We start from the raw sequence: 22,557 nt of genomic DNA, 5'->3' as shown, positions 1-22,557 counted from the left end.
TACGAACGGCGCGCCGACATCCACCAAGCACTACTGAGCCTGGCCTGCTCGGTCATATGCCTCCGGAAGCTCATTCTGAACTGATCTTTTAGTCCGACGCCCTGGGCGCCGCGGCCTGCTCCAACGCTGCCGCCACCGCTTCGAACTCCGCCAGCGCGGCGGTCAGATCTTCGACGATCTCGCGGGCGATGATCTCGGGCGCGGGCAGGTTATCGGTATCTTCGAGCGACTCGTCCCGCAAAAATGTGATGTCGAGGTTGGTCTTGTCCCGGGCGATGAGCTCGTCGTAGGTATACGACTTCCAGCGCTCGGACTCGACCCGTTCGGCACGGTCGCCGCCGGACAGGTAGGCGGCGACGAACTCGTCCAGGTGGCGACGGCGCAACGGGTTCTGCTTGAGGGTGAAGTGCTGGTTGGTCCGCAGGTCGTACACCCACAGCTTGCTCGTCCAGGTCTGCTCCGACGCGGGCTTCTTGTCGAAGAACAGCACATTGGCCTTCACGCCCTGGGCGTAGAAGATGCCGGTGGGCAGCCGGAGAAGAGTGTGCAGATCGAAGTCGTCCAGGAGCTTGCGCCGCAGGGTTTCGCCGGCCCCGCCCTCGAAGAGCACATTGTCGGGCAGTACCACCGCCGCGCGACCGTTCATATCGAGGATCGTCATGATGTGCTGCAGGAAGTTGAGCTGCTTGTTACTGGTGGTGACGACGAAGTCGGTGCGTTCGATCTCCCGGTCCTCACGCACCTCACGCCCGTCCGCGCCGACCATCGTGAGTGACGATTTCCGCCCGAACGGCGGGTTGGAGAGAACGACGCTCCACCGCTGCCCGGGATCGGCGGTGAGCGCATCCCGGACCTCGATGAGCGAATCGCCGTTCGGGGTGCCGATGCCGTGCAGCAACAGATTCATCGCCGCGAGGCGGGCCGTACCGTCGACCAGCTCGAAGCCGGTGGCGTAGTCGTCGCGCAGATGGGCCCGCTGGGCGGGAGTGAGGTTTTCGGCGCCCCGCGCGGCGTGCTCATGCGCTACCAGCAAGAAGCCGCCGGTCCCGCAGGCCGGGTCCACAACGGTGTCACCGGGCTTCGGGTCGATCACGTCGACAATGCCCGTGATCAACTCCCGTGGGGTGAAGTACTGCCCGGCACCCGACCCTTTATCGGAAGCGCCCTTGGAAAGCAGCTCCTCATACGCGTCACCTTTGAGATCGGTACCGGACGCCGACCAGTTCTCCTTGTCGATGAGGTCCACGATGAGCCGCTTCAGCTTGGCCGGGTCCTGGATACGGTTCTGCGCTTTCCGGAAGATCGTGCCGAGGGTGCCGGACTGCCCTCCCAGTCCGACCAGGATCTTCGTGTACTCGACCTCGAGGTCAGTGCCTTCCGCGTCGAGCAACTTCTGCCACGAGTACTCCGCGGGAACAATGCGCTGGGGGTTGAGCCGGCGCGTCTCCCGCTCGTGCGCCATCTTCAGGAACAGCAGGTAGGTGAGCTGTTCGGTGTACTCGATAACCCCCACGCCGTCGTCCCGGAGGACGTGGCAGTAGGACCACAGTTTGTCTACGAGGCGGCGCGAGTCGGTCACGATCGGAAAGTCTCGCACGAGCCACCGACCCCGAATCCCGGTACCGCTGTATTCGGTGGCCTCCGCCGCGAAAGGTATCGCCTACGGGTCCTTCAGTGGTCGGCACAACGCGATCGTGAGACCGACCAGGCCGGCCACCAGCAGTACCAGCACCAGGTCGTCACACATCAAGTTCTCCCCCGTTCGGGATCCGCGCCGGGCCATCGATACCCGCGCGGGTAGAGCTGGACCGGCGTGATGAGCGCGGCGTTCTCGGTGATGAGGTGGCGGAGGTCGTCGGCGTGCTCGAAGTTCGGCACCACGACCGCTTCGGCTCCGGCCTCGGCCGCATGCCGGGCCAGCGCGTGTATGGCGAGCCGGGCGACCGTATCCGTCCTGACCGTGTACACCAGCCGGTATCCGTGTCTGTCGGCGAGTTCGTGCAGATCGATAGGGATAATCGGGAGGTTCAGCCGGATCAGGGCGACCGCCGACGGCAGCGGGCCCCGGTCAGACACGGCGCTCCTCGGCTACCTCCGCCCACCGCCGCATCACCTTCACTAGATGCTCCAAATGAACGAGCGTCGGTACCGCCCATACGGCCCCATCCGGAATATCGGTCTCACCGCGAACTCTGGTCGGCAGCCCTGTCGCACACATGATTCCCCGCTCCTGGATCAATTTCTGGTATGCACCCGGCGCAGGGTCCGCTGAGGGGTTATGGTGTCGGTGCGCCCTTTACCCAATCGAATTGACCACCAGTCTTCGGCAACTCCTGGCGTCGAACTGGTGTCTCCCAGGTGGCTCTGGGAGTGGCCTGCACCGGGTGCCCCCTCAGTAGAACTCTGCGGCAGCGGAATTGAGAAGCCGTACAGCAGTAAAAACGAGGGGAAGTTCTGGAATTCCTGCACAACCATTGCAACATTGCGTTTTCCGGGACTCGGCTTCCACATGGAGGCTTCCATATTGCAAGCATCCGATTAACAAAGGTAACTACATGGCAAACGGATCCACGCTTCCGCGCCGTGCTCTGGGCCGGCAGCTGCGGAAACTCCGTGAAAGAGCTGGTCTCACGCAGTCCGCTGCATCCCGGGTGGCCGAGGTATCGCCGCAGTCCTACGGACGGATCGAAGACGGCCGACAGACGAAAGTCACCGATCTCGGACTCAATGCGCTGGCGAATGCCTACAACGCCACGGACGAAGAGCGGAAGCTCCTGCTCGACCTCGCCCGGGAGATTCGAGAGGCAAGCGCTTCGGGTGGGGGATGGTGGAGGGCTTACGCCGATGCCATCGCCGCCGGGTTCGATCATTACCTCGCGTTGGAAGAAGCTGCGAACTGGGTGACCACCTGGCAGACCACAGTGGTTCCAGGTCTGCTCCAGACACGCGACTACCGGCAGGCGATCACCTGGGCCACCAACCCAGATCAATCGCCGGAGGAGGTCAACCGGACACTGGACTTTGCCGCACGACGCCAAGACCTTTTGGAACGTTCAGAATTCCGATTCGAAGCCCTGCTCTCCGAGGCGGTCCTTCGTTACAACGTCGGCAACTCGACCGTGATGGCCGAGCAAGTGAAGCATCTGCTGGAACGTTCCGATGCGCCGGGTGTTGAGATACGGCTCGTTCCCAACAGCGAGACTCGACCTGTCGGCTTGGTATCCCGTTCGTTTCACCTGTTCAGCTTTCCTCCGCTGCCCACTTCCAAGCTCCAGGAGCCTCCCGTGGCCTTCATGGAGGGATTCACCGGCTACCTCTATGTAGAGCGCGACATAGAGGTCACCAAGTTCTCCCGTGAAGCTGAGCGCATCCGGCATGTAGCGTTGTCGGTGTCGGCATCCAGGGACCTGATGCTGCGGATCTTGAAGGAGTAGAAATGACCGACCTTTCTCGGGCCGCATGGTTCAAGAGCAGCCGTAGCCATGGGGGGAGCGAATGCGTCGAAGCTGCCCACCTGGATAACGGCCATGTCGGTGTGCGGGACTCCAAGAACCCCACCGGCCCGGCCCTGATCTTCACCCCCGGCGAGTGGGACACCTTCCTGGCCGGCGCCAAAGACGGCGAGTTCGATCACCTCTGACCAGATGCAGAGAACCCCGACTTCATCTGGCGAGAGGTCGGGGGCTCTCTTCCACTTGGCTTGAGGATGGCGGAGAGCGCACAGGGAACTGGGGTCTGGGTACGCTGCGATAACCAAGTTCGATCAGCGGCAAGGGGAAGGATCGACCAGTGGATTTCGATGAAGCCGCCCAGCAGCACTCAGCGTGGGTGGAGTGGTCACGCCCGCAGCGAATCGCCGAGGCAATAGACCATCTGTTCACCGACACCCTCCCGGCAGTGCCCACGGACTGGAGGACTCACTCCGGTAAAGCTTTGGGCCCCATGCCTCAGGGCGTGGACCGGTACAGCAATGAGATGGCGGGCAATTGGCTCAGCGAAGCGTTCCGCTACTTCTTCCCCGATGACGATGCCCTGACGGAGTCGGACAATGCCGAACTCGTGAACCAATTCATCTGCTACATCGGTGATTACTTCGTTCGACACTGCGACGGCCGATGGGTCAATGATCCCGAGGCGAAGGTACTTCACGAATTCGGTCCGGCGATTTGTTACGACTGGACCACTGACATCGACTACCCGGTCAACCTGTTGTTCGATGCCGCCGAAACAGATGGGTTCATCTGCGTGACCCTGGAGTGGTACTCGCGCACAGTTGAATACGCGAAGGCGCATGGCCTACCCCACGAACAGCTCGAACTGGAGCGGAACCACGGCCTCGGCTGACAGGGGTCCGGGGGGATGGTCAGTGATGACGAGCTTCGCCGACGAGGTATCGAGCAGGCTCGTAGAGAACAGCGAGAAGCGTCCAAGCGGGCTCGGGATTCGAACGAACGTGGACGTTGGTTCCATCGAGGAATGGCGGAGCTACGCGGCGAAACACGCGACCACGGTTGGCGCCATGAGCAGCCCTTGAAGTTGCGACCAGGACTCACACGAGTCCACGACACCGCCCGGTCCGTGAACGAACTCGGCGGCCGCGACTTCACCGAATACAAATGGGGCGAGAACGTCGGCGGCGATCTCACTATGGCGCAGCTCGCCAAAGACCGCGAAGCCCTCCGGCAGGACCCGAATGCTCGTGGTACCTGGGTGCTCGTACAAGGGGCAGCCGATCCGGCAACCCGTCGCGAGCTCGATGCCCTGGCCCAGGACTTTCCCGGGCGCTTTCATATCGAGGAGATCACCCAGCAGCAAGCAGTCAAGGCATTGCGGCTTGGGCGAGAACTCGAGCGCACTCGCGACCAACTGGAGCTGGTCGACTCTTCCAAACTGCGTAGCCAGCAGCGAGCACGAGAGCGATACGAAAAGGCACAGGAGAAGGAACGCACCCGGGAATCGGCTCGGCGTGCGGTGGAGCAGCAGCAACGCGCACGCCGAGAGCGAGAAGCCGTCGAACTGGCCCGGCAGAAGCAGCGCGAAGCCCTCGAACGCCTGAAGGGGAGCGCCCGCCGGAACCAGGAAGCCATCGCACGTGGCGAGACTCCGCCGATGACCGCACGGGAAGCAGCGGACATACTCGCCGTCTCTCGGCCCACTCCGGGAGTGATGTCGCCATTCCGGGAACCTCCACGGCCGACTCGCAGTAGCCGCGACGGACCTACCAGGGAGCGCGGGTTGGAGCGGGACCGTTGACTCGGGCCTACTATGCCAATCAGGCAGGTACCAGATCCGCTTCCAGCAAAGTTGGGTTCGCGGCATCTTCGGTCAGTCGGCCAGAGAAGGCTGCGGCCAGGAGCGAGCGACGGAGCCCCTGTGACCGTTTAAGTTGACTTTCGATTTCTCCCTTGAGTACGTGGACGGCCTCGATCAACTCACGGCATGAACTTACGATTGACAACTGTACATCCGGGGAAGGAATCTCGATTTGAATCGACGCGAGGCGTGCCCGACCGAGGTGGTTTATACCGACACCGCGCGCGGCCGGCATAAACCGGCCAGCTCGCGCCTCCGCTAGCAAAAATTTCTGAACGAACTCCGGGTCCGCCGAGTGGCACCGGACACGGAGCAAAGTATTCTGGAAACAGACATCTGCGGGTATTCCGGAATAAAGCGCAGACTTCCCGACCTCGGCGGCACTGCCCGACGCTTCGGTCAGCAGGATATCTCCGGAAATAAGGCGATAGGTCTGCTCCTCGGTCTCGGTAAAATGCATCTCCTTGACATCGTCCAGTCGCAGACTGTCCCAGTCGACATTCGCGGCACGTAGATAAGGACGCATTCGGTCGCCACTGTGGTTTTTGGGTGATCGCTGACGGCCGAGACGGACTTCCGCAATTCCCTGCAGTTCGACCCGCTCCGCGTTACTCAGACCATGTGTTAGATTCCAGAGCCCGGCAGTGAGGAGCGCTTCGCTACGTGCAAGCGCAAGCCGAAGATTTCTATCAGCAGCATCGAGGCGGGAGAGGTGGTCTTCGAGGATTTCGACAATGCGACGTTGTTCGTCGAGTCCGGGAAGAACCAGCGGGATAGATCGCACATCAGCACCCGCGACTCCGGACTGGCCAGCGGTTGTGCGTATCCGTGGTTCTAGATGCCTGCGAACAGCCGGGGACTGCAATTGATAGTTAACGAAGCGTGGGTCGGCGCGGCGGTCGTCCAGGACGACCCGAATCAGTTTGTCAGGGTGAATCACATACTGAGCATGTGCTGGCACGACCCCGGCAGTACCAACCAGTGCGCGGCTGCCGTTGTACCGGGTTATCAGCAGGTCACCGGGCGCAATCGAGAACTTTTCGATTTGCTCGGGCGTGAGTCCCTCAACGAAACGTGAATCGTCCAGATTGACTCGCCCCGCCCGGACGGCCGAGATTCGCAGTATGTGTGAACTGGAGTCGCTCGCCTCGTCGGTCGGACGCTTGGCGAAGATTCCATTCCGGACGCTCAGCGCAATCTCTCCAAGCGAAGTTGTCGGCCAGCTCACGCAGTCAACTCCGTATTCAGTTCGTCGATGAGGTCGGCGGTACGGTCACCGAGGTCGCGGAGGGCACCGTCCGTACCGCCGCGTTCGGTGAAGGGGGAATCGTCCAGGTCTTCGGGTCCTATCCCCGCCGACGCCGCGATGACCGAGACCATGCGGTCGAGCCACCACCTTTCCGTTTCGCTGAATACGACTCCCGCCTGCTCCTGCTGGGCGAGCCATCCGGCGTACCGCTGCCGGACCCGATCAGCGTAAGGGACCAGTTCATCGTCCACACCGACGGTGTACCGGACCAGCGACACCAGATCCGTCAGCGTGCGGTGGTTGTTCAGCACCGAACCGCCCACGTGCACTTCGAGAGCGGAGTAAGCGTTCCAGATGATGTCCGGTGTCCAGTTGTGCGGTGGGCGGGCGATGCGCTCGGCGAGTTCCTGGATATCGCGGAAGCTCGCGCGGCGATCCCGGGCTTCGGAGAGAAGCTGGATCGCGGTGATCTCGTCGCGGTGTTCCTCCAGGTATGCACTCCAGGACTCGACCACCGAGCGAGCCCGGGACGTATCGACCACACCGTGCGCGTCGAGTAGAACATCCTGGCTGACCTGATCGATGATGCGATCGTGCGTGCGCCGGAGCTCGAGAATGCGATTGCGCAGTTCGGGGTTGGCGGCGATCGGCTCGATCGCACGGTCCAGGAGATCGGATACCGTCGTGCCGTTCTTCACCGCTTCGGCTTGAACGTCAGGGTTCACGGCGTCTACGAGGCCGCGGACGATATCGCGCACCGGTGTGCCGGCGACCTGGTCGAGTTCGACACGTTCGGGATCGGTGAGGTCGATTTCGAGTTTCGCCAGGCGAGCGGCGAGGGTGGCGGTCTCGTCCTCGGTGAGGTTCAGTGCGGCGGCTTTGTCCAGGAGTTTCTTCAGCGAAGCCTTGCGTTCGCGGTTCAGCGGCGGATCGACGAAGTCGTGCTCGGTGACGCCGATGGCGTCCACGATCACGAATTGGGTCTTCTTCTCGGCATCCGGCGTCACCGACTGGTAGTCGGCGGGTGAGATGGTCCGGGCGCCACGGCCCTTCATCTGCTCGAAGTACTGGGCCGAACGCACATCACGCATGAAGAAGACGCACTCCAGCGGTTTGACGTCGGTGCCGGTGGCGATCATGTCCACCGTGACGGCGATACGCAGGGTGGGGCTGGTACGGAATGCCTTGAGATGCCCTTTCGCGTCCCGGGCACTGTAGGTGATCTTCGCGGCGAAATCGTTTCCTTTCCCGAAGACGGCCCGCACGGTGGTGACGATTTCCTCCGCGTGCGCGTCGTCCTTGGCGAAGATCAGCGTTTTCGGCACGGTGGTCCGGCCCGGGAATATCTCGGTGAACAATCTGTCGCGGAACGTCTCCAGGACGGTCCGGATCTGCGAGGTGCTGGTCACCGCGCGGTCTAGTTGACCGGAGGTGTACTGCACGTCGTCATCCAGCATTTCGAGCCGTTCGGCCCGGGTCCGACGATCGACCTTCGGTACCACGGTACCGGCCTCGATCAGCGAACCGTTCGCACTGATCTCGGTGCGAATCCGGTAGATCTCGAAGTCGACATTCACGCAGTCGGCGACCGACTGCGGATAGGTGTACTCCGACACCATGTTGCGGCCGAAGAAGCCGAAGGTCTGTTTACCGGGAGTCGCCGTCAAGCCGACGATATGTGCGTCGAAGTACCGCAGCACGTCCTGCCAGACACCGTAGATCGAGCGGTGCGCTTCATCTACGATGACCAGGTCGAACGTCTCCGGCGGCAACTCCGGGTTATAGGCGACACTGACCGGCACATCGGGAACGTAGGCGTCCAGGTCCGGATCGTCGGTATCGGCGACCTCTTCACCTTGCAGCGATTTGAACACGCGTTGGATCGTCGAGATCACCACATTGGACGACCCGAGCAACCCGGCCTTGGTGAGCTTGTCGACGTTGTAGATCTCGGTGAACCGACGGCCGTCGTCGGGCGTGCGGTAGTTCTGGAACTCCGCGAGGGTCTGATCCGCCAGGTTGTTGCGGTCGACCAGGAAGAGGATGCGCGAGAATCCGGCGTACTTCAGTAGCCGGTAGGACTGGGTGACCGCGGTATAGGTTTTGCCCGCGCCGGTCGCCATCTGCACCAGGCTGCGGTCGTGTTCCTGTTCGCGCAGGCTCTTCTCGACCCCACGGATCGCATCGATCTGCGCCGGACGCAGCCGTGCGGTATCCAGTTCGGGCAGCGAGCGGATCTTCGCGCGCCAGGTGGGGGCCTGGGGGTTCAGCTCGGCATCGCGGAGAATCCGCGCCAGGGTCGCCGCTTTCGGGAAATGGAAGAGCCTGCGGGAACGGGGTTCCGGGTCGAATCCGTTGGTGAACTTCAGTTCGGTGCCGCTCGCCTCGAATACGAACGGCAGGCGACCGTCGACCGTCAACGCCTTCAACCGAACATCGGCGGGCAGCCCTTCCGCGTACATCGACGACTGCCACTCCACGCCCGAAAGTGGGGTGCCCATCGGTTTGGCCTCGATCACGCCGACTACCTTTTTGTCGACGTAGAGCAGGTAGTCGGCGCGGCCGTGTCCCGGTGCCATCGTCACCTCACGCACCACGACCCCCTGCGCGGCGAACAGGTTCAGCTCACGCTTGTCCTGCACCACCCAACCGGCAGCGGCGAGTTGGGAGTCGATCAGCACTCTGGCCCGCTGCTCTGCGGCAAGACGCTGGTCCGCAGGTCTGTTGCTCATATCAATCGAAGATATCGGAGGACAACCACTTTCACGGCGCGATCCGCGCACCGCACCTTTCGGCTCGTCGACCATCAGGCCGCCGACTGCACGGATTGGTCAGGCTTGGTCCGATCGAAACGTTCACCCAGGGGCTGCCCGCCTGCTTGTGGTCACGGCGGAAGCGCGGGATGTCGGCTCGGGTCGGATGGACCGGCTCGATCGCCGGCCCCACCCGGTCGGTGCGGCCGGTCGGACAGGCGGACAGTCACGCGGAGCTCATCTCCTCTTCCGGACGAATCCGCAGGTTAGAATCATGACAACACTGCGGTGAATGCGGTCTCGATCAGGCTGGAGGTGGTCCGATGGCAATGCCCGCTCCGGGACTGGACCGGTGGACTGCGGCGGATCTCGACCGTATGCCGGCAGACGGATTGCGATATGAGGTGTTGAATGGCCAACTCGTCGTGAACGCTGCTCCCAAACCCCGCCACCAGTGGCTGATCCGTCGGCTCGGCAGAGCACTCGACGATGCGGTACCCCCGGACTGGGTGGTGCTCGAAGGTGTGGGAGTGCTGATCGGCGATGACGAGCCGATCCCGGACCTCATCGTGGCCACCGGACCGATTCCCTGGGATGGCCGCGGGGTGCCGGTGGAGCAGGTGCGGCTCGCGGTCGAAGTGGTCTCCGGCTCCACCACCTTGGCCGACCGGATGACGAAACCGGTGCTCTATGCCGCCGCCGGAATACCCCACTACTGGCGATTCGAGATCAATTCCTTCCGGGGCCGTCTACCCGCCGAGGATCTGCCGGTCCTCTTCGCGCACTCTCTGGGGTCTGCCGAGAGCTACGAACTCACCAACCGCGCGTCGGCGGGCGATGTGGTGACGCTGAAGGCCCCGTTCGACATCACGCTCGACCCTGCGACTTTGCTGCCCTGACCGGTGCCGGGGTTCTCAACGCTCCGGGCACAGGGCAGCCGTGAAATATCGCCCGGCTCGCCCTCGTATTTGTGACCACCGAGCATGGTGCCGGGACCTGCGCTAACTCGCGCGGACACCTTTCCCACTGTCGCCTTCCGCTACCGGCACCTCACCCGCCGCGCTCCGCCCCGCCCGCCGGCCGGAGAAAATGCAGTCCGACAGCGAAAGCCCGCTGACGTAGGGTTCACACAGATACCCGCGGCCGTCCGGCCCGCCGCGTAAAGGCCCGGGATCTCGCCGCCGTGGGTATCGCGGACCGCCCCGGTCTCCTCGTCGACCGCCAGCCCGCCGACGGTGAACATCGGGCAGGGGTTGGTCAGGCTCGGTTCGATCGAGACGTTCAGCATCCAGTACGGGCCGGCGCCCACCGGGCGCACGTATTCGGCCGGTTTGCCCACCGGGTCGGGGGCGCCGGTCGCGTAGGCGCTGTTGTGCGCGGCGACGGTGTCCCGTAACCCCGCCGGATCGACACCCGCGGCGGCGGCGACCTCGTCGAGGGTTTTTCCGCGTTTGGCCTTCCGGCGCATCACCTCGAACTGCATCCGCTGGAACCAGGCGGCCTGTGGTCCGATCTGGGAGATGGCGGTACGCATGAGCGCGTCGTCGGCGAGCAGCCAGCCGATACCGTCGTGCCGGTTGATCAGGGCGTCGCCGACGGCCGCGCCGTAGCGGGTCTCGTCGATGACCCGCTGTCCCTTTCCGTCGACCAGCATCGCGCCGGCGAACGAACTCGGTGGCAGCAGGAATCGCCAGGCCGAGACATTGCCCATTCGGTCGGTCGCGGCGCCTACGCTGCGGCCCAGTTCGATCCCGCTGCCGTCGTCGCCGGAACTGCCGAGGGCCAGCCCGTTCTTGTAGGCGGGCGCGTGGGCGTGCAGCATCTCGCGGTTGGCGATGAAACCGCCCGCGGTCAGCACCACGCCGCGCCGGGCCAGCACTCGGAGCGTGGTCGCGTACCTGCGGTCCAGCCGGGCCAGTCGTTTCTCCAGTGCCCGGCGCAGCGGCGGGTAGTAGATACCGGGTTTGGCGGCGATCGCGGCCAGCCGCGCGTAACGAGCCTTGACGCGCCCGGGCGCATCGCGCAGGCTCCGGCATTCGACTCCGACGACCGCGCCGGTGTCATCGGTGACCAGGGCGGTAGCGGTGGTCAGTGTTTCCACCCGCACGCCGCGCTGCTCCGCCGACCGGGCCAGCGGCGCGAACAGCTTCTTGCCGGAGGTGCCCCAGCCTTTGACCCGGTGGCCGCGCTGAGCGGGGGTGATATCGGCGAACGCGCCGGAGATCTCGCTGCCGGAGTAGTAGAGGTAGTAGTCGTTGTTCGGGTAAGAGGTCTTGTACGGGCACAGCGATGCCTCGAACGGCACCCCGTGCCCGGTGAGCCAGTCGATCATGGCGGGACTGTCGTCGACGAAACGCCGCAGTGTCGCCGGGGAGACCGCGTCACCGACCTCGCGTTCGAGGTAGGCCAGCATGAGTTCCGGGGTGTCCTCGACACCACCCGCGCGCTGCACCCAGGTGCCCCCACCGGCGTAGATGATGCCGCCGGAGAGCGCGGTCGCGCCCCCTCCGGTGAAGCGGTCCAGCACGAGTACCTGCGCACCGTCCTCGGTGGCCTGCAAGGCCGTCGCCGCGCCGTATCCCACGACCACCACGTCCGCGGCCAGGTCCCATTCGTGCGCCATCTACCAACTCCACCACAAACTGAAACGAGTTTCCCTGCTGTTTACGCTGCAGAACAAGTCTTCTGCCAGACAACATAGACCAACAGCGCCATCATTCTATAACGTGTTCTACATGAACGATCGGGAATGCGATGTGGTGGTGGTCGGCAGCGGCGCCGCCGGGATGACCGCCGCCCTCACCGCCGCGCACAACGGGCTGAGTGTGGTGATCCTGGAGAAGGCGCCGTACTATGGCGGATCTACCGCACGCTCGGGCGGCGGGGTATGGATCCCCGGCAACAAGGCCCTGCGCGAATCGGGCGGTCCCGACGACCGCGAGGAAGCGCGCAGGTATCTGCACAGCATCATCGGCGACGTGGTCCCCGCCGAGCGGATCGATACCTATATCGACCGCGGCGCCGAAGCCATGGATTTCGTTCTCGCGCACTCGCCGCTGAAGATGACCTGGGTCAAGGGCTATTCCGACTACTACCCCGAGGCTCCCGGCGGCCGCGCCGGTGGGCGGTCCTGCGAGCCCAAGCCGTTCAACGCCAAGATCCTCGGCGACGAGCGGTTCAATATCCATCCGCCCTATTCCAAGGCGCCGCTGAACGTGGCGGTCACCCAGGCCGATTTCGTCCGGCTGAACCTGATCCGCCGCCACCCGAAGGGCATGCTGCGCGCCCTGCGCGTCGGGGCGCGCACCTACTGGGCCAAGTTCACGAACAAACATCTGATGGTGATGGGCCAGGCGGTCATCGCGGGGATGCGCAAGGGCCTCATGGACGCGAACGTGCCCCTGCTGCTCGACACTCCCATGACCAAACTTGTCGTCGAGAACGGCAAGGTCACCGGCGTCGAAGCCACTCACAAGGGCGAAACGGTCACCTTCACCGCACGCCACGGCGTGGTGCTCGGCAGCGGCGGGTTCGAGCACAACGCCGAGATGCGCGCCAAGTACCAGCGCGAGCCGATCACCACTGAGTGGACAACCGGTGCCGCCACCAACACCGGTGATGGCATCGTCGCGGGCATGGACGCGGGCGCCGCGATCGGCTTCATGGAGGACGCCTGGTGGGGTCCGACCATCTTCAAGGGTGGTAAGCCCTGGTTCGCGCTGTCCGAGCGCAATCTGCCGGGTTCGATCATGATCAACCCGAAGGGTGAGCGGTTCGGCAACGAGTCCGCGCCCTATGTCGAGGCCGTGCACACCATGTACGGCGGTGAGTACGGGCAGGGTGAGGGCCCCGGCGAGAACATCCCGACCTGGCTGGTCTTCGACCAGCGCTACCGCAATCGCTATATGTTCGCCAGCCTGCAGCCGGGCCTGAAGTTCCCGTCGCGCTGGATGGAGAACGACCTCATCGTCAAGGCGGCGACCCTTGGGGAACTGGCCGAGAAGATCGGCGTCCCCGCCGACAAACTCGCGGCCACGGTGGAACGCTTCAACACGTTCGCCGAAACCGGTAAGGACGAGGACTACGGCCGCGGCGACAGCCAGTACGACCGCTACTACGGCGATCCGACCGTCAAACCGAACCCGTGCCTCGCGGCGCTGATCCAGGGACCGTTCTACGCGGCCAAGATGGTGCCCGGCGATCTCGGTACCAAGGGCGGCCTGGTCGCGGATACCGCCGCGCGGGTGCTGCGCGAGGACGGCACCCCGATCGAGGGCCTGTACGCCTCCGGCAACGTATCCACCCCGGTGATGGGCCACACCTACGCGGGCCCCGGCGCCACCATCGGACCGGCGATCGCCTTCGGCTACCTCGCGGTCCACGACATCATCGACCGCAAGAAGTCCGCGGCCTGAGCCGATCCGAGGAGAATCTGTATGCCCATCGATCCGAACGTCGCGCTCGGCGCCGAACTCCCGAGCAAGGAATTCTCCTGGACCGCCTCCGATGTCCAGCTCTATCACCTGGGCATCGGCGCCGGTCACCGCTGGACCGATCCGGCCGAACTGCGCTACCTCGACGACCGGGAACCGCAGGTGCTGCCCACCTTCGCCACCGTCGCCCACACCCTGCGCGATACCGACCCGCCGAAGGTGAAGTTCCCCGGCGTCGATATCGACCTGGCCAAGGTGGTGCACGGCTCGCAGGAGGTGCAGGTGCACCGGCCGCTGCCCGCCACGGGTAAAGCCACCCGCACCGGCCGGATCAGCGAACTGTGGGACAAGGGATCCAACGCGGTGATCGTCCAGGAGTTCACCGTCACCGGTTCCGACGGCGAAGCGCTGTGGACCGAACGCTCCTCCATCTTCGCCCGCGGCGAAGGCGGATTCGGCGGTGAGCGCGGCCCGAGCAGCAAGGCCGAACTCCCCGATCGCGAACCGGATTTCGACGTCACCACCGCGACCCTGCCGCAGCAGGCCCTGCTCTACCGCCTCTGCGGCGACCGCAACCCGCTGCACTCCGACCCGGAATTCGCGAAGGGTGCGGGTTTCCCGGCGCCGATCCTGCACGGTCTGTGCACCTACGGGATCGTCTGCAAAACCGCCACCGATACGGTGCTGGACTCGGTCGCCGACCGGGTGACCGGGTTCAAGGCGCGGTTCGCCGGAGTGCTCTTCCCCGGGGAAACCCTGCGCTCGCGGATCTGGCGGGAACCGGGACAACTGATCATCAGCGCCACCGCCGTCGAACGCGACGGCGCCCCGGTGCTGGGAGATGTGGTCCTCACCTACGCCGACTGACTCCGATCGAAGAGCGACCTCACTGTGCCCGGCGGATCCTACGGGGGGTCTGCCGGGCACAGTGGGTGTCCGGTGGCGGCGGGCTGTCGACCCGCGGCTCAGCGCCGCGCCCGATCCAGGAGGATCAGCGGGACCGCGGCGGCGACCAGCACACATCCGATCAGGCACACCGAGTAAGGGCGGATCCCCGCGTCGAGGACAGGTCTACCACTGATACGCCGCCGCACCCGGTACTACTCAGGCACCGGGACGGATACACCACCCGGGAGCCGACCCGCGGCACGGCAGGCTACCGCGAACTGAGGAAGAACTTCCTGGGGCAATCCGTGGAGAGCGGCCCGCCGCGCAGTGCCGAGTCGATCAAGTCCTGGAACGCCCCGTCCTGGGGTTCGTCGCGGTGCGTGACATGGCGGCCGGAACAGAACTGCTGGACGCTCGCGTTGACGGCCCCGGGCAGGTGCAGGCGTTCGGGCCCCTCGTTCTCCGAATACAGGTGGTATGCGGGAAGTCCGGGCGGCAACGCCGGTGGTGTGTTCAGTTGCTGGAGGAACTCCGAAGCCGGGGCGATATCACGGCAGCCGGGAAAGATGGGCGCGCAGAGAAACCCGAGCGGCTCGCCGTAGTTCGGGGTGCCGAAGTCGAGATAGGTTCCCACCGAATCGCTTCCGCCGAGGAATTTCACATAATGCCGCTGCGCCAGCCCGCCCATGGAGTGCCCGACCAGATCCACTCGCCGGGCACCGGTGGTCCGCCGGATATCGGCGACCTTGTCGGCCACCACAGCCGCCGAATCCGCGATCCCCTCGGTCCCCGAAGACCCGGCGGCAGCCGCGGGCAGCACCATGGAGTAGGCCCGGTAACCGCGGTCGGCCAGTTCCGCGCGCAAATTCTCGAGGATGCCGCGGTCTGCGTCGAAACCACCGATGACCAGAACAGGATTCCCCGGCGCGGGCTCGGCGCGGGCGAAGCCGAGCGGCAGCGCCGCCACCACGCAACCCAGCGATACGACAGCGAATCGGACGAGGACAGCGCGCACAGTTTTCATGAACCTGCTTCCCGGAGGCTGAATGGCCGCTGCGCCGGCATCCCGGACCGCGCACAGCGTCGACCGACGCCAGGATGCTAGTGCGGTAGTCGCGCAGGTTTCGGGAGGCGCGACGGGATCGCCGGAGCGGCCGGCCGAATATCATCTCGCGGCACAATTACCTCCCGGCCCGGGCAATTCGCTCAGCCCTGCCGCACGGATTCGCGAAGCGCACAAGCGAACCAGGCAAACACCGGGGCCAGATCCGGCGGTGACGGCCAGTCGTTGACCGTGGACACCAACTGCCAGTACCGGGCGACCCGGGGATCGTCGGCCACCTCCAGCCTTTCCAGGATCCAGCCGCGGAATGCGCCGTCGTCCGGCCTGCCGAAGGTCTCGGCATACCGCCCGGCCAGCCGATCGACTATCGGGAGCGCCGCGGCCGAGCCCGGGTCGATACCCGCTTCCAACGCCCCGGTCACCTCCTCGCGCACAGACTCCGTCAGCTCGTGGTGCAGTCCGGTGTCGTCACCCGCGGCTCGTTCCTTCGCCTGGTATTCGGCCATCCGGCGCACCGCGGCGCGAAAGTTCTCGTCCCGCACCAGTGCCACCAGGTCCATCCATGCCGTGACCTGTTCGGTGGTGGGCTCGGCCGGTAGGTCCGGCATGGTCGAGCGCAGCAACGCCACGACAGCGGGGTTCGCGTCGACCGTGCCGAAGGTTCCGTCCACGAAATCGTGGACCAGGCGGTGTCGTTCGGCTGCGGACAGGTTGACCAGTTCGTGCATCAGTTCCATCTCCTGCGGATTCGAATCCCGGTCGGCCACCGCTCGCACCACCGCACGCCGGAGTCGCAGCGTGCGGATCTGGACCTCGAGGGCGTCCGCGTGCGCGGCCGCCACCTCACGCAGGGAGGTCTCGTGGGCCAGGATCGCCCGCACTGTCGCGAGGTCGATATCGAGCGCGCGCAAAGTGCGGACCAGCTCCAAGCGTGCCAGCGCGTGGGTGTCGTAGAGCCGGTAACCGGCCGGGCTGTGGGCGGTCGGCGGGACGATTTCCCGATCGGCGTAGAACCGGATGGTTTTCACCGAGAGTCCGGTCCGTTCGGCCAGGGCCCCGATCGTGTAGAGCGTCTCGTCGTCCATGGGCACCAGCCTGCTGTCTCCCCCGGGGGGAGACACAAGACAATTCCCGAACGCGACAACGCAGACGTGCGCACACCGCCGCGATCGCCCGATCAGCTGCCGATGGTCACCACCGCCGAGTAGCGAGGCGGTGTCCTCCGGCTCGGTAGTGTGATCCGGTGACAGATCGGAGCCCGGAACATGATTCGGTATCGCTCGCCCTGGCCCGCCCCTTCCTCGGCCGGACCGTCGATCTCACCTTCGACCGACCGTACGGAAGCCTGCACCCGCGCTGCGGATTCCGCTACCCGGTGAACTACGGCTACGTCCCCGGCACGCTCGCGCCGGACGGTCAGGAACTGGACGCCTACTATCTCGGTCCGGACGAGCCGCTGGCCACCGCACGAGGCAGCTGTATCGCGATCGTCCACCGGCTGTACGACGATGACGACAAACTGGTGGTCGTCCCGCCGGGAAGCCCGGATCTCGAGGACGCGGCCATCGTGGCCGCGGTCGAGTTCCAGGAGAACCACGGTGAGTACGTGATCGTGCGACGGTGAACCCGCAACGGGTGCGGACCGAGCGCCCGTCGCTGCTCGGAGCAGAGAAAGCGGCGCGCGCGGTGGCGGCGCCGGTAGGTTCGCGCTCGTGGAGATCGTGCCCGTATCACCCCGGCTGACAGCACTGCGATTCGCCGACACCAACGACCTGAATGTCTACGTGTGGGACGACGGCGGAACGATCACCCTGATCGACGCCGGACTGCCCGGTTCCCTCACCGAGATCGACAAGGGACTCGGTGCGCTCGGGTTCGCGCCAGAGGCCGTGCGGCGGGTGGTGCTCACCCACGCCCACGACGATCACATCGGGTCCGCGGCCGATCTCGCTGCCCGTGGCGCCGAGATATGGGCCCACCACGCCGATGCCGATATCGTGCGCGGCCGGCGACCGCAACCGTCTCCGGTGCTGCGTGACTGGGAACGTCCTATCGCCGAGGCTCTCCCACCGGGCCCGCGGCCCCGTCCGGCTCCGGTCCACCGCGAACTGCGCGCCGGCGATGTCCTCGATTTCGGTGGCGGCGCGGAGGTAGTCGAGGTTCCGGGCCATACGGCCGGCAGTATCGCGTTGCATCTCCCGCGCTATCGATTGCTCTTCACCGGTGACACACTGGCGAACGTGCGGGGGGGTCACCATGCCGGGAGTGTTCAACCTCGACAGCGCCGCCGTCGACGCGGCGGCGGACCGGCTGGCCCGGTTCGATGTCGATACCGTCTGCGTCGGCCACGGCGAGGTGGTGACCGCCGCACCGCTGCGCGCCTGGCGGGCCGGGCGGTCGGTGCGCTGATCGCGGCCGGACCATCCGTACCGGCCACGCCCCCGTGCCTTCTTCAGAAGAGCCGCTGGAAACCCGGCGACGCCAGGGCCAGACGTAGCGTGTCGTCGTCGCGACAGGAAAGCGTGAGCTCGTACCGGTCCGGAGTCCGGGCTTCGCCGGAGATACCGTCGATCCCGGTGGAGGTGGTGACCTGCCAGCCCAGTTGTTCCCAAATCCGCAGGATCAACGGCAAGTAGGCCTGTGGCCGGTCCGGTGGCGGTGGCTCGAGGAAATAGCGGGTTTCGAGCCGATCGACCTGGTAGATGTTTCCGGCGTCGTCATCGCACGGCAGGAGTGTCTCCCCACCCGGGCCGTCCTGGGGTCGGGCGTCGAGCTCGCCGCCGAGTGCGTCGAGCAGTTCCGCGAGGATTTCGCGGATGCGGGCGCGGGCGGTGTCCTCGGTGAGTTCGCGGCTCCACACGACCGCTCGTGCCGCTCGCACGGTCGACAGCGCGGCGACCCGCTGCCGCAGTTCATCCGGAGTGACAGGCGTGGCAGGCTCGGGTGGAAGGTCGCGTTCCAGCTCGAAACCCTCGCCCATCAGATCGTCGAAAGTGCGGCCGAAGTCCATGGGCCGTTCCATATCGCCGCCGTATTCCCAGCCGACCGTGTCACCGGGCAGATCCGGGGAGGCGAAGTAATTGGTATCGCCCAGACCCTTGGCGATCAACATCGCCCGGTCACCCGGGATCCGTTCGTCGGTATCCCAGTTCCGCACCGATCCGGACAGACCGAGCTCGTCGTAGGTCTGCATGTCCCGGGGCCGGGCCGGACCGAAGGAGACGCCGTCGAGGTCGGTGAATCCGGCATGGACCATACCGAGGAAAACCCGCAGCGGTTCCGGCAGCGCATCCCAGTAGGGCGGCACATCGGCGCCGAAGGTCGCCGGATCCCAGCCGATACGGAACTCGTGCGGCTGGAATGGTTTACGCAGCGCGTACAGCAACACCCAGTCGCCACGCAGCAGACAGACGCGCACATCCTCGAGGCATTCGGCCAGCACGGCACCGAACCGGGGCACCAGCTCGAACATGTCCAGATTCCACAGCGCCACCGCCGCAGCGCTCCGGACGCGCGGATCGCGGGCACCGGCGATCGGAGCCCACTGTGCGGGGACGTGCGCGGCGGCGGAGGTCCCCGGTTCGACGAGCAGCGCGGAGCCGGCACCGAATTCCGCTACGACCCGCGCGAAGTCCACAGTGTCCACGCCACGCATTGAACAGCAGGGGTCCGACAGGTGCCGCGCGATCCTCGGTATTCGCCCCCGGACGTGCCACCATGTGGTGACCAGGCCCCAGGGAGGTGACGGCATTGCCCGGACAACAGGGAGACCGCACCGGTGATCCGTTCGGCGGCAGACGACCCACCAGCCACGAACGCAGTACCGGACTACCGTGGGACACCTCATATGTAGACGGGCCGGCCCCATGGGATACCGGCCGCCCACAACCGGCGGTGGTGCGCCTGGCCGCCGAGGGCGGTTTCACCGGATCGGTACTCGACGCAGGCTGCGGGACCGGCGAGAACGCACTGCAGATCGCCGAGGCAGGGCTGCCGGTACTCGGGTTCGATGTGGCGGAAACGGCTCTGGCGGCAGCCCGGGAAAAGGCGGCCGACCGAGGAATCGAGGTCGAGTTCGTCGTCGCCGATGCGCTCGAACTGGGCGGAATCGACCGCGGATTCGACACGGTGCTGGACTGCGGCCTCTTCCACACCTTCGATACCGCGGAGCGCCACCCCTACGTCGCGAGCCTGGCCTCGGTGACCGCGCCCGGTGCCACGCTGTACCTACTCTGCTTCAGCGACGAGGGCCCCGACCTCGGCCCCCACCCGGTGAGCCTCGAGAAACTGAACGCGGCCTTCACCCCCACCAGCGGCTGGAGTATCGCCGCCGTCGTACCGGACCGGATAGAAACGCGATTCCACGAGCACGGCGCATCGGCCTGGTTGGCGACAATAGACCGCGTCTGAACGGGGACACGGCGGAGATGCCGGTCGGCTCGAACGCTAGATCGGTCTGCCGAGTGGGATTCGCTCGATCAGGTCCCACGAGTACCCGACCCGCCGGCGGTGGAGCAAGACCATCGACACCTCAGGGATAGCCACCCTCACCATTCGCGAACTCCGGTTGACCGTTGCCACCGCTTCATCCACTTCAGGAGGCGCGATCCCGTCCGAATTGCCGTAGGCAACGGTCACGTGCGGGGGATGCCGCGGCCGTGGAGCATCCAGCTCGGAGACCGCAACGGTGTACTCCGCCCCCAGCTTCGCCCGCAATAATCCGATCTTCCCGACGGGTGTCACATTGAAGATCAGCGCGGTGGACACCCGCTTCAGCGCACCGATGGTCAAATCGAACGGAGCCACGTCGCCAAGCCTGCGCCGGGCACTGGTCTTTACCGCGCGAAGTCGGTCGGGAGTCAGCTCAGCCGATCCACCGATACGGTCGACGGTGAGATGCAGGCTGTCCAGCGGCACCGGATCATACTGCGGAAAGGCAAGTCGGCTCTGGCAATCGGCGGCCGCCGAGCGCAACGGTGCCGAGTTGTCGAACGTCAGAAACCAGTAATATCCAACTACTCCAAGCGGCTTTGTCCAGTGGTTTCTCATCTGACCGCGGACGGCGACTCCTCCTGTTGCACCGGATCTCTTCCGATTCGGCATCGGTTCTCCGACGTGCCGCAATCAGGCCACAGATCGTCGCCAACCCGGGGTACAGACGCCCGCGAGCCGCGAGATGCCGAACCCATTCGGTGACCCGCTCGCACCGGAACTGTTGGGTCTACGGGCGTACTCCCGGTGCTTCTCTATCTACTTTCGGAAGTAATCCATCGTCCACATTTCGTGTCCTGCCGTAGTGAATCGATTTCCGGTCTGCTGCATGACCGGACGCACAGCAGAAATAGGGGTTCCATCCGGATGTAGGAACTCCGGATTGAACCAGGCTGCTTCGACCTCACCGATGAAGGTGACGTGGTCACCGGCCAAATCGATGCGTGCGATAGTCCGGCAACTCATCCAACCGATACCGGATAAAACAACCGGCCCGTAACCCGACATCTCGAGGTTCCAATCGATCCCACTCGCTCGCAGCTTCTCCTCGGTCGAACCGAAAGGAAAGCGCGAGTATTTGGCGCCCAGCTTCCAGACAGCCTCCAATTGGTTCGACACCGGGACGCTCAAAGCAAAGCCCGGGGAGGACGTCATTGCGCGGCACGTATCCCACTCTTTGAACACGGCTACTGCGACATGTTGTGGGTCTGTCGAAACCGATGTCACGTTGGAGACAGGGATCAGGTTCGGCCTACCGTCATGGGTCGAGGTTCCGATCAGGTATGCAACCCGAGGGGCGAGTAACCGGTGCGCTCTGGTCGCGAATGCATTCTCGGCCATCATCCGACACCTCCGATCACCGTTTTGAACTCTCGAATCGCGTCGTCCAACGCCTTGCCTGATTCGTCTCCAGACCACCCTGCACGGAGGTCGTGCCACACTCGGTCGATCCCGACAATCACTTGCGGGATCCGCTGACCATGCGGAGTCTCCAGCACGCGCCACAAGCTTTGGAGCGCGGCATCCGGGCCTTCCAGATGGAGCAGGGATCGAGCCGAGTTGATCTCGGCCAGAGTGAGCGTAGCGGGCCAGGTATCAGCTTTCGCCGGAGCATACATACCGATGGTTTCACCGGCTTCGATCAACGCTCTCGACCAGTCTCCGAGATCCGCGTGGACCATAGAGTTGTAGTAGTGGTGGCGAGCAAGTGAGAACGAGAACGTGGCCCCGAATTGCGTCAAGGCTTCACCGTCCGAGGACCTCGAACGCTCATCACAGGCTCTTGTCAGCGCTTCGTGCGCCGAGTCCTTGTCCCCCATCTCGGCGTAAGCGCGCGCCGCCAATCCGGACAGGCGAGCCGCGGACAACCCGTACGGGTCACCAACCCTTTCGATCACCTCGAGTACGTCGTTCGCCGTCCCCCACCACGAATGAACCATCGCCCAGGTGCAGTACGCCCACGTGATCAGAGACCGATGCCCGGCCAGCTCGGCGAACCGTACCGCGATCCGTGACTGAATTACCGCAGCTTTCGGTTCGGCCAGATCGTGCGAGACGGAGCCCAGGAGTGAACACGCCGCGGCCATCAGCACATACTCCGTGGCCACGCGTCTCAGATCACCGGCGGCACTCTCGACGGTCGTCGCTTCCACCGCGGGGCGGTTCAACAACCCATTGAGACTCGATGAACTCTGTGCGGCGTTCAGCACCACATCCTGCAATCCAGCGCCGGCGACCGCGCCGACTCCGATGGCACGGAGCGCATTCCGTCGGTTCGTTTGCTCTTCTCCTTCGCTCATGGACGGCATCCGGTCTCTCGGTAGACGCTGAGCTCGCAGGCTCGAGGCACGCTGCCGAAGCAGTATC

General features: G+C 64.9%; 22 protein-coding genes and 2 pseudogenes. 11 read left to right on the top strand and 13 right to left on the bottom strand.

The annotated features are described in order from the left end of the window. Positions 1-88: 88 nt before the first annotated feature. From ABZV91_RS24385 to ABZV91_RS24375, 3 genes are all read right to left on the bottom strand, one after another. Complete coding sequence (locus ABZV91_RS24385; RefSeq protein ID WP_355245933.1) at positions 89-1,579, bottom strand: class I SAM-dependent DNA methyltransferase; 1,491 nt, start codon at positions 1,577-1,579, stop codon at positions 89-91. A 167-nt stretch (positions 1,580-1,746) separates the two neighbouring features. Further along, positions 1,747-2,076 (bottom strand): hypothetical protein, encoded by a 330-nt coding sequence (locus ABZV91_RS24380; protein WP_355245931.1) that lies wholly within the window; start codon positions 2,074-2,076, stop codon positions 1,747-1,749. 159 nt (positions 2,077-2,235) lie between these two features. Continuing rightward, positions 2,236-2,523 carry a hypothetical protein gene (locus ABZV91_RS24375; protein WP_355245928.1) on the bottom strand — a complete coding sequence of 96 codons (288 nt, stop codon included), beginning with the start codon at positions 2,521-2,523 and terminating at the stop codon, positions 2,236-2,238. 32 nt (positions 2,524-2,555) lie between these two features. Between ABZV91_RS24375 and ABZV91_RS24370 the strand changes: the two genes are divergently transcribed. The 4 genes from ABZV91_RS24370 (at position 2,556) to ABZV91_RS24355 (ending at position 5,253) form a co-directional block, all read left to right on the top strand. Continuing rightward, positions 2,556-3,434, top strand: a complete 879-nt coding sequence (locus ABZV91_RS24370; RefSeq protein ID WP_355245925.1) for a helix-turn-helix transcriptional regulator — start codon at positions 2,556-2,558, stop codon at positions 3,432-3,434. 2 nt (positions 3,435-3,436) lie between these two features. Then, a complete protein-coding gene (locus ABZV91_RS24365; RefSeq protein ID WP_355245922.1) occupies positions 3,437-3,640 on the top strand; it encodes a DUF397 domain-containing protein in 204 nt (67 codons plus the stop codon). A gap of 149 nt (positions 3,641-3,789) precedes the next feature. Next, the gene (locus ABZV91_RS24360) at positions 3,790-4,344 is read left to right on the top strand and encodes a hypothetical protein (RefSeq protein ID WP_355245919.1); all 555 of its coding nucleotides are present in this window, start codon (positions 3,790-3,792) and stop codon (positions 4,342-4,344) included. A gap of 234 nt (positions 4,345-4,578) precedes the next feature. After that, a complete protein-coding gene (locus ABZV91_RS24355; RefSeq protein WP_355245916.1) occupies positions 4,579-5,253 on the top strand; it encodes a hypothetical protein in 675 nt (224 codons plus the stop codon). A gap of 19 nt (positions 5,254-5,272) precedes the next feature. Here ABZV91_RS24355 and ABZV91_RS24350 read toward each other — a convergent pair whose 3' ends face one another. Continuing rightward, complete coding sequence (locus ABZV91_RS24350) at positions 5,273-6,541, bottom strand: restriction endonuclease subunit S (RefSeq protein WP_355245913.1); 1,269 nt, start codon at positions 6,539-6,541, stop codon at positions 5,273-5,275. After that, positions 6,538-9,294 (bottom strand): DEAD/DEAH box helicase family protein, encoded by a 2,757-nt coding sequence (locus ABZV91_RS24345; RefSeq protein ID WP_355245910.1) that lies wholly within the window; start codon positions 9,292-9,294, stop codon positions 6,538-6,540. The genes ABZV91_RS24350 and ABZV91_RS24345 overlap by 4 nt, the downstream gene beginning before the upstream one ends. Before the next feature lie 344 nt (positions 9,295-9,638). On the opposite strand from ABZV91_RS24345, the gene ABZV91_RS24340 reads away from it, so the two are divergent. Further along, positions 9,639-10,214: a Uma2 family endonuclease gene (locus tag ABZV91_RS24340; protein ID WP_355245907.1), complete on the top strand. Its 576-nt coding sequence runs from the start codon at positions 9,639-9,641 to the stop codon at positions 10,212-10,214. Positions 10,215-10,316: 102 nt separating this feature from the next. Here ABZV91_RS24340 and ABZV91_RS24335 read toward each other — a convergent pair. After that, positions 10,317-11,938: pseudogene (locus ABZV91_RS24335) on the bottom strand (FAD-binding protein). Positions 11,939-12,041: 103 nt separating this feature from the next. Here ABZV91_RS24335 and kstD point away from each other — a divergent pair. Both kstD and ABZV91_RS24325 read left to right on the top strand, forming a co-directional pair. Continuing rightward, entirely contained in the window at positions 12,042-13,730 is a 1,689-nt protein-coding gene (gene kstD, locus ABZV91_RS24330; protein WP_355245904.1) for a 3-oxosteroid 1-dehydrogenase, read from the top strand. A 21-nt stretch (positions 13,731-13,751) separates the two neighbouring features. After that, positions 13,752-14,615: a MaoC/PaaZ C-terminal domain-containing protein gene (locus tag ABZV91_RS24325; RefSeq protein WP_355245901.1), complete on the top strand. Its 864-nt coding sequence runs from the start codon at positions 13,752-13,754 to the stop codon at positions 14,613-14,615. Positions 14,616-14,713: 98 nt separating this feature from the next. Here the strand turns inward: ABZV91_RS24325 and ABZV91_RS24320 are convergent, their stop codons facing one another. The 3 genes from ABZV91_RS24320 to ABZV91_RS24310 all read right to left on the bottom strand — a co-directional run bounded on the left by ABZV91_RS24320 (position 14,714) and on the right by ABZV91_RS24310 (position 16,784). Beyond that, complete coding sequence (locus ABZV91_RS24320) at positions 14,714-14,842, bottom strand: hypothetical protein (RefSeq protein WP_355245898.1); 129 nt, start codon at positions 14,840-14,842, stop codon at positions 14,714-14,716. Positions 14,843-14,904: 62 nt separating this feature from the next. Beyond that, positions 14,905-15,660, bottom strand: a complete 756-nt coding sequence (locus ABZV91_RS24315; RefSeq protein WP_355245894.1) for an alpha/beta fold hydrolase — start codon at positions 15,658-15,660, stop codon at positions 14,905-14,907. Positions 15,661-15,842: 182 nt separating this feature from the next. Next, entirely contained in the window at positions 15,843-16,784 is a 942-nt protein-coding gene (locus ABZV91_RS24310) for a MerR family transcriptional regulator (RefSeq protein ID WP_355245891.1), read from the bottom strand. Positions 16,785-16,942: 158 nt separating this feature from the next. On the opposite strand from ABZV91_RS24310, the gene ABZV91_RS24305 reads away from it, so the two are divergent. The 3 genes and pseudogenes from ABZV91_RS24305 (at position 16,943) to ABZV91_RS24295 (ending at position 18,108) form a co-directional block, all read left to right on the top strand. Next, on the top strand, positions 16,943-17,323 hold the full coding sequence (locus ABZV91_RS24305) for an inorganic diphosphatase (RefSeq protein ID WP_355245888.1): 381 nt from the start codon (positions 16,943-16,945) through the stop codon (positions 17,321-17,323). 88 nt (positions 17,324-17,411) lie between these two features. Then, positions 17,412-17,882: pseudogene (locus ABZV91_RS24300) on the top strand (MBL fold metallo-hydrolase); the annotation flags it as partial. 82 nt (positions 17,883-17,964) lie between these two features. Continuing rightward, positions 17,965-18,108 carry a hypothetical protein gene (locus tag ABZV91_RS24295; protein ID WP_355245935.1) on the top strand — a complete coding sequence of 48 codons (144 nt, stop codon included), beginning with the start codon at positions 17,965-17,967 and terminating at the stop codon, positions 18,106-18,108. A 43-nt stretch (positions 18,109-18,151) separates the two neighbouring features. On the opposite strand, the gene ABZV91_RS24290 is transcribed toward ABZV91_RS24295, so the two are convergent. After that, positions 18,152-19,345 (bottom strand): hypothetical protein, encoded by a 1,194-nt coding sequence (locus ABZV91_RS24290; RefSeq protein ID WP_355245886.1) that lies wholly within the window; start codon positions 19,343-19,345, stop codon positions 18,152-18,154. A 104-nt stretch (positions 19,346-19,449) separates the two neighbouring features. Here ABZV91_RS24290 and ABZV91_RS24285 point away from each other — a divergent pair, with 104 nt between their 5' ends. Then, the gene (locus ABZV91_RS24285) at positions 19,450-20,109 is read left to right on the top strand and encodes a class I SAM-dependent methyltransferase (RefSeq protein ID WP_355245883.1); all 660 of its coding nucleotides are present in this window, start codon (positions 19,450-19,452) and stop codon (positions 20,107-20,109) included. 36 nt (positions 20,110-20,145) lie between these two features. Here ABZV91_RS24285 and ABZV91_RS24280 read toward each other — a convergent pair whose 3' ends face one another. The 3 genes from ABZV91_RS24280 to ABZV91_RS24270 all read right to left on the bottom strand — a co-directional run bounded on the left by ABZV91_RS24280 (position 20,146) and on the right by ABZV91_RS24270 (position 22,490). Further along, positions 20,146-20,748: a 2'-5' RNA ligase family protein gene (locus tag ABZV91_RS24280; protein ID WP_355245880.1), complete on the bottom strand. Its 603-nt coding sequence runs from the start codon at positions 20,746-20,748 to the stop codon at positions 20,146-20,148. Positions 20,749-20,949: 201 nt separating this feature from the next. After that, positions 20,950-21,534, bottom strand: a complete 585-nt coding sequence (locus ABZV91_RS24275; protein WP_355245877.1) for a flavin reductase family protein — start codon at positions 21,532-21,534, stop codon at positions 20,950-20,952. Continuing rightward, positions 21,531-22,490, bottom strand: coding sequence for a hypothetical protein (locus ABZV91_RS24270; RefSeq protein ID WP_355245874.1), 960 nt, complete (start codon positions 22,488-22,490; stop codon positions 21,531-21,533). Before ABZV91_RS24270 ends, ABZV91_RS24275 begins: the two co-directional genes overlap by 4 nt. Positions 22,491-22,557: the final 67 nt, after the last annotated feature.

The organism is Nocardia sp. NPDC004568, from assembly GCF_040609955.1.
Taxonomy (GTDB): Bacteria; Actinomycetota; Actinomycetes; order Mycobacteriales; family Mycobacteriaceae; genus Nocardia.
The sequence above is the reverse complement of the archived record's forward strand: the minus strand, read 5'-3'. Positions and strand labels throughout refer to the sequence as shown.

Excerpts from the sequence above, each read along its gene's own strand:
- ABZV91_RS24375 (WP_355245928.1), bottom strand. The coding sequence starts at position 2,523 with ATGGAAGCCTCCATGTGGAAGCCGAGTCCCGGAAAACGCAATGTTGCA.
- ABZV91_RS24370 (WP_355245925.1), top strand. The coding sequence starts at position 2,556 with ATGGCAAACGGATCCACGCTTCCGCGCCGTGCTCTGGGCCGGCAGCTG.
- ABZV91_RS24365 (WP_355245922.1), top strand. The coding sequence starts at position 3,437 with ATGACCGACCTTTCTCGGGCCGCATGGTTCAAGAGCAGCCGTAGCCAT.
- ABZV91_RS24345 (WP_355245910.1), bottom strand. The coding sequence starts at position 9,294 with ATGAGCAACAGACCTGCGGACCAGCGTCTTGCCGCAGAGCAGCGGGCC.
- ABZV91_RS24340 (WP_355245907.1), top strand. The coding sequence starts at position 9,639 with ATGGCAATGCCCGCTCCGGGACTGGACCGGTGGACTGCGGCGGATCTC.
- ABZV91_RS24325 (WP_355245901.1), top strand. The coding sequence starts at position 13,752 with ATGCCCATCGATCCGAACGTCGCGCTCGGCGCCGAACTCCCGAGCAAG.
- ABZV91_RS24315 (WP_355245894.1), bottom strand. The coding sequence starts at position 15,660 with ATGAAAACTGTGCGCGCTGTCCTCGTCCGATTCGCTGTCGTATCGCTG.
- ABZV91_RS24310 (WP_355245891.1), bottom strand. The coding sequence starts at position 16,784 with ATGGACGACGAGACGCTCTACACGATCGGGGCCCTGGCCGAACGGACC.
- ABZV91_RS24280 (WP_355245880.1), bottom strand. The coding sequence starts at position 20,748 with ATGAGAAACCACTGGACAAAGCCGCTTGGAGTAGTTGGATATTACTGG.
- ABZV91_RS24275 (WP_355245877.1), bottom strand. The coding sequence starts at position 21,534 with ATGATGGCCGAGAATGCATTCGCGACCAGAGCGCACCGGTTACTCGCC.
- ABZV91_RS24270 (WP_355245874.1), bottom strand. The coding sequence starts at position 22,490 with ATGAGCGAAGGAGAAGAGCAAACGAACCGACGGAATGCGCTCCGTGCC.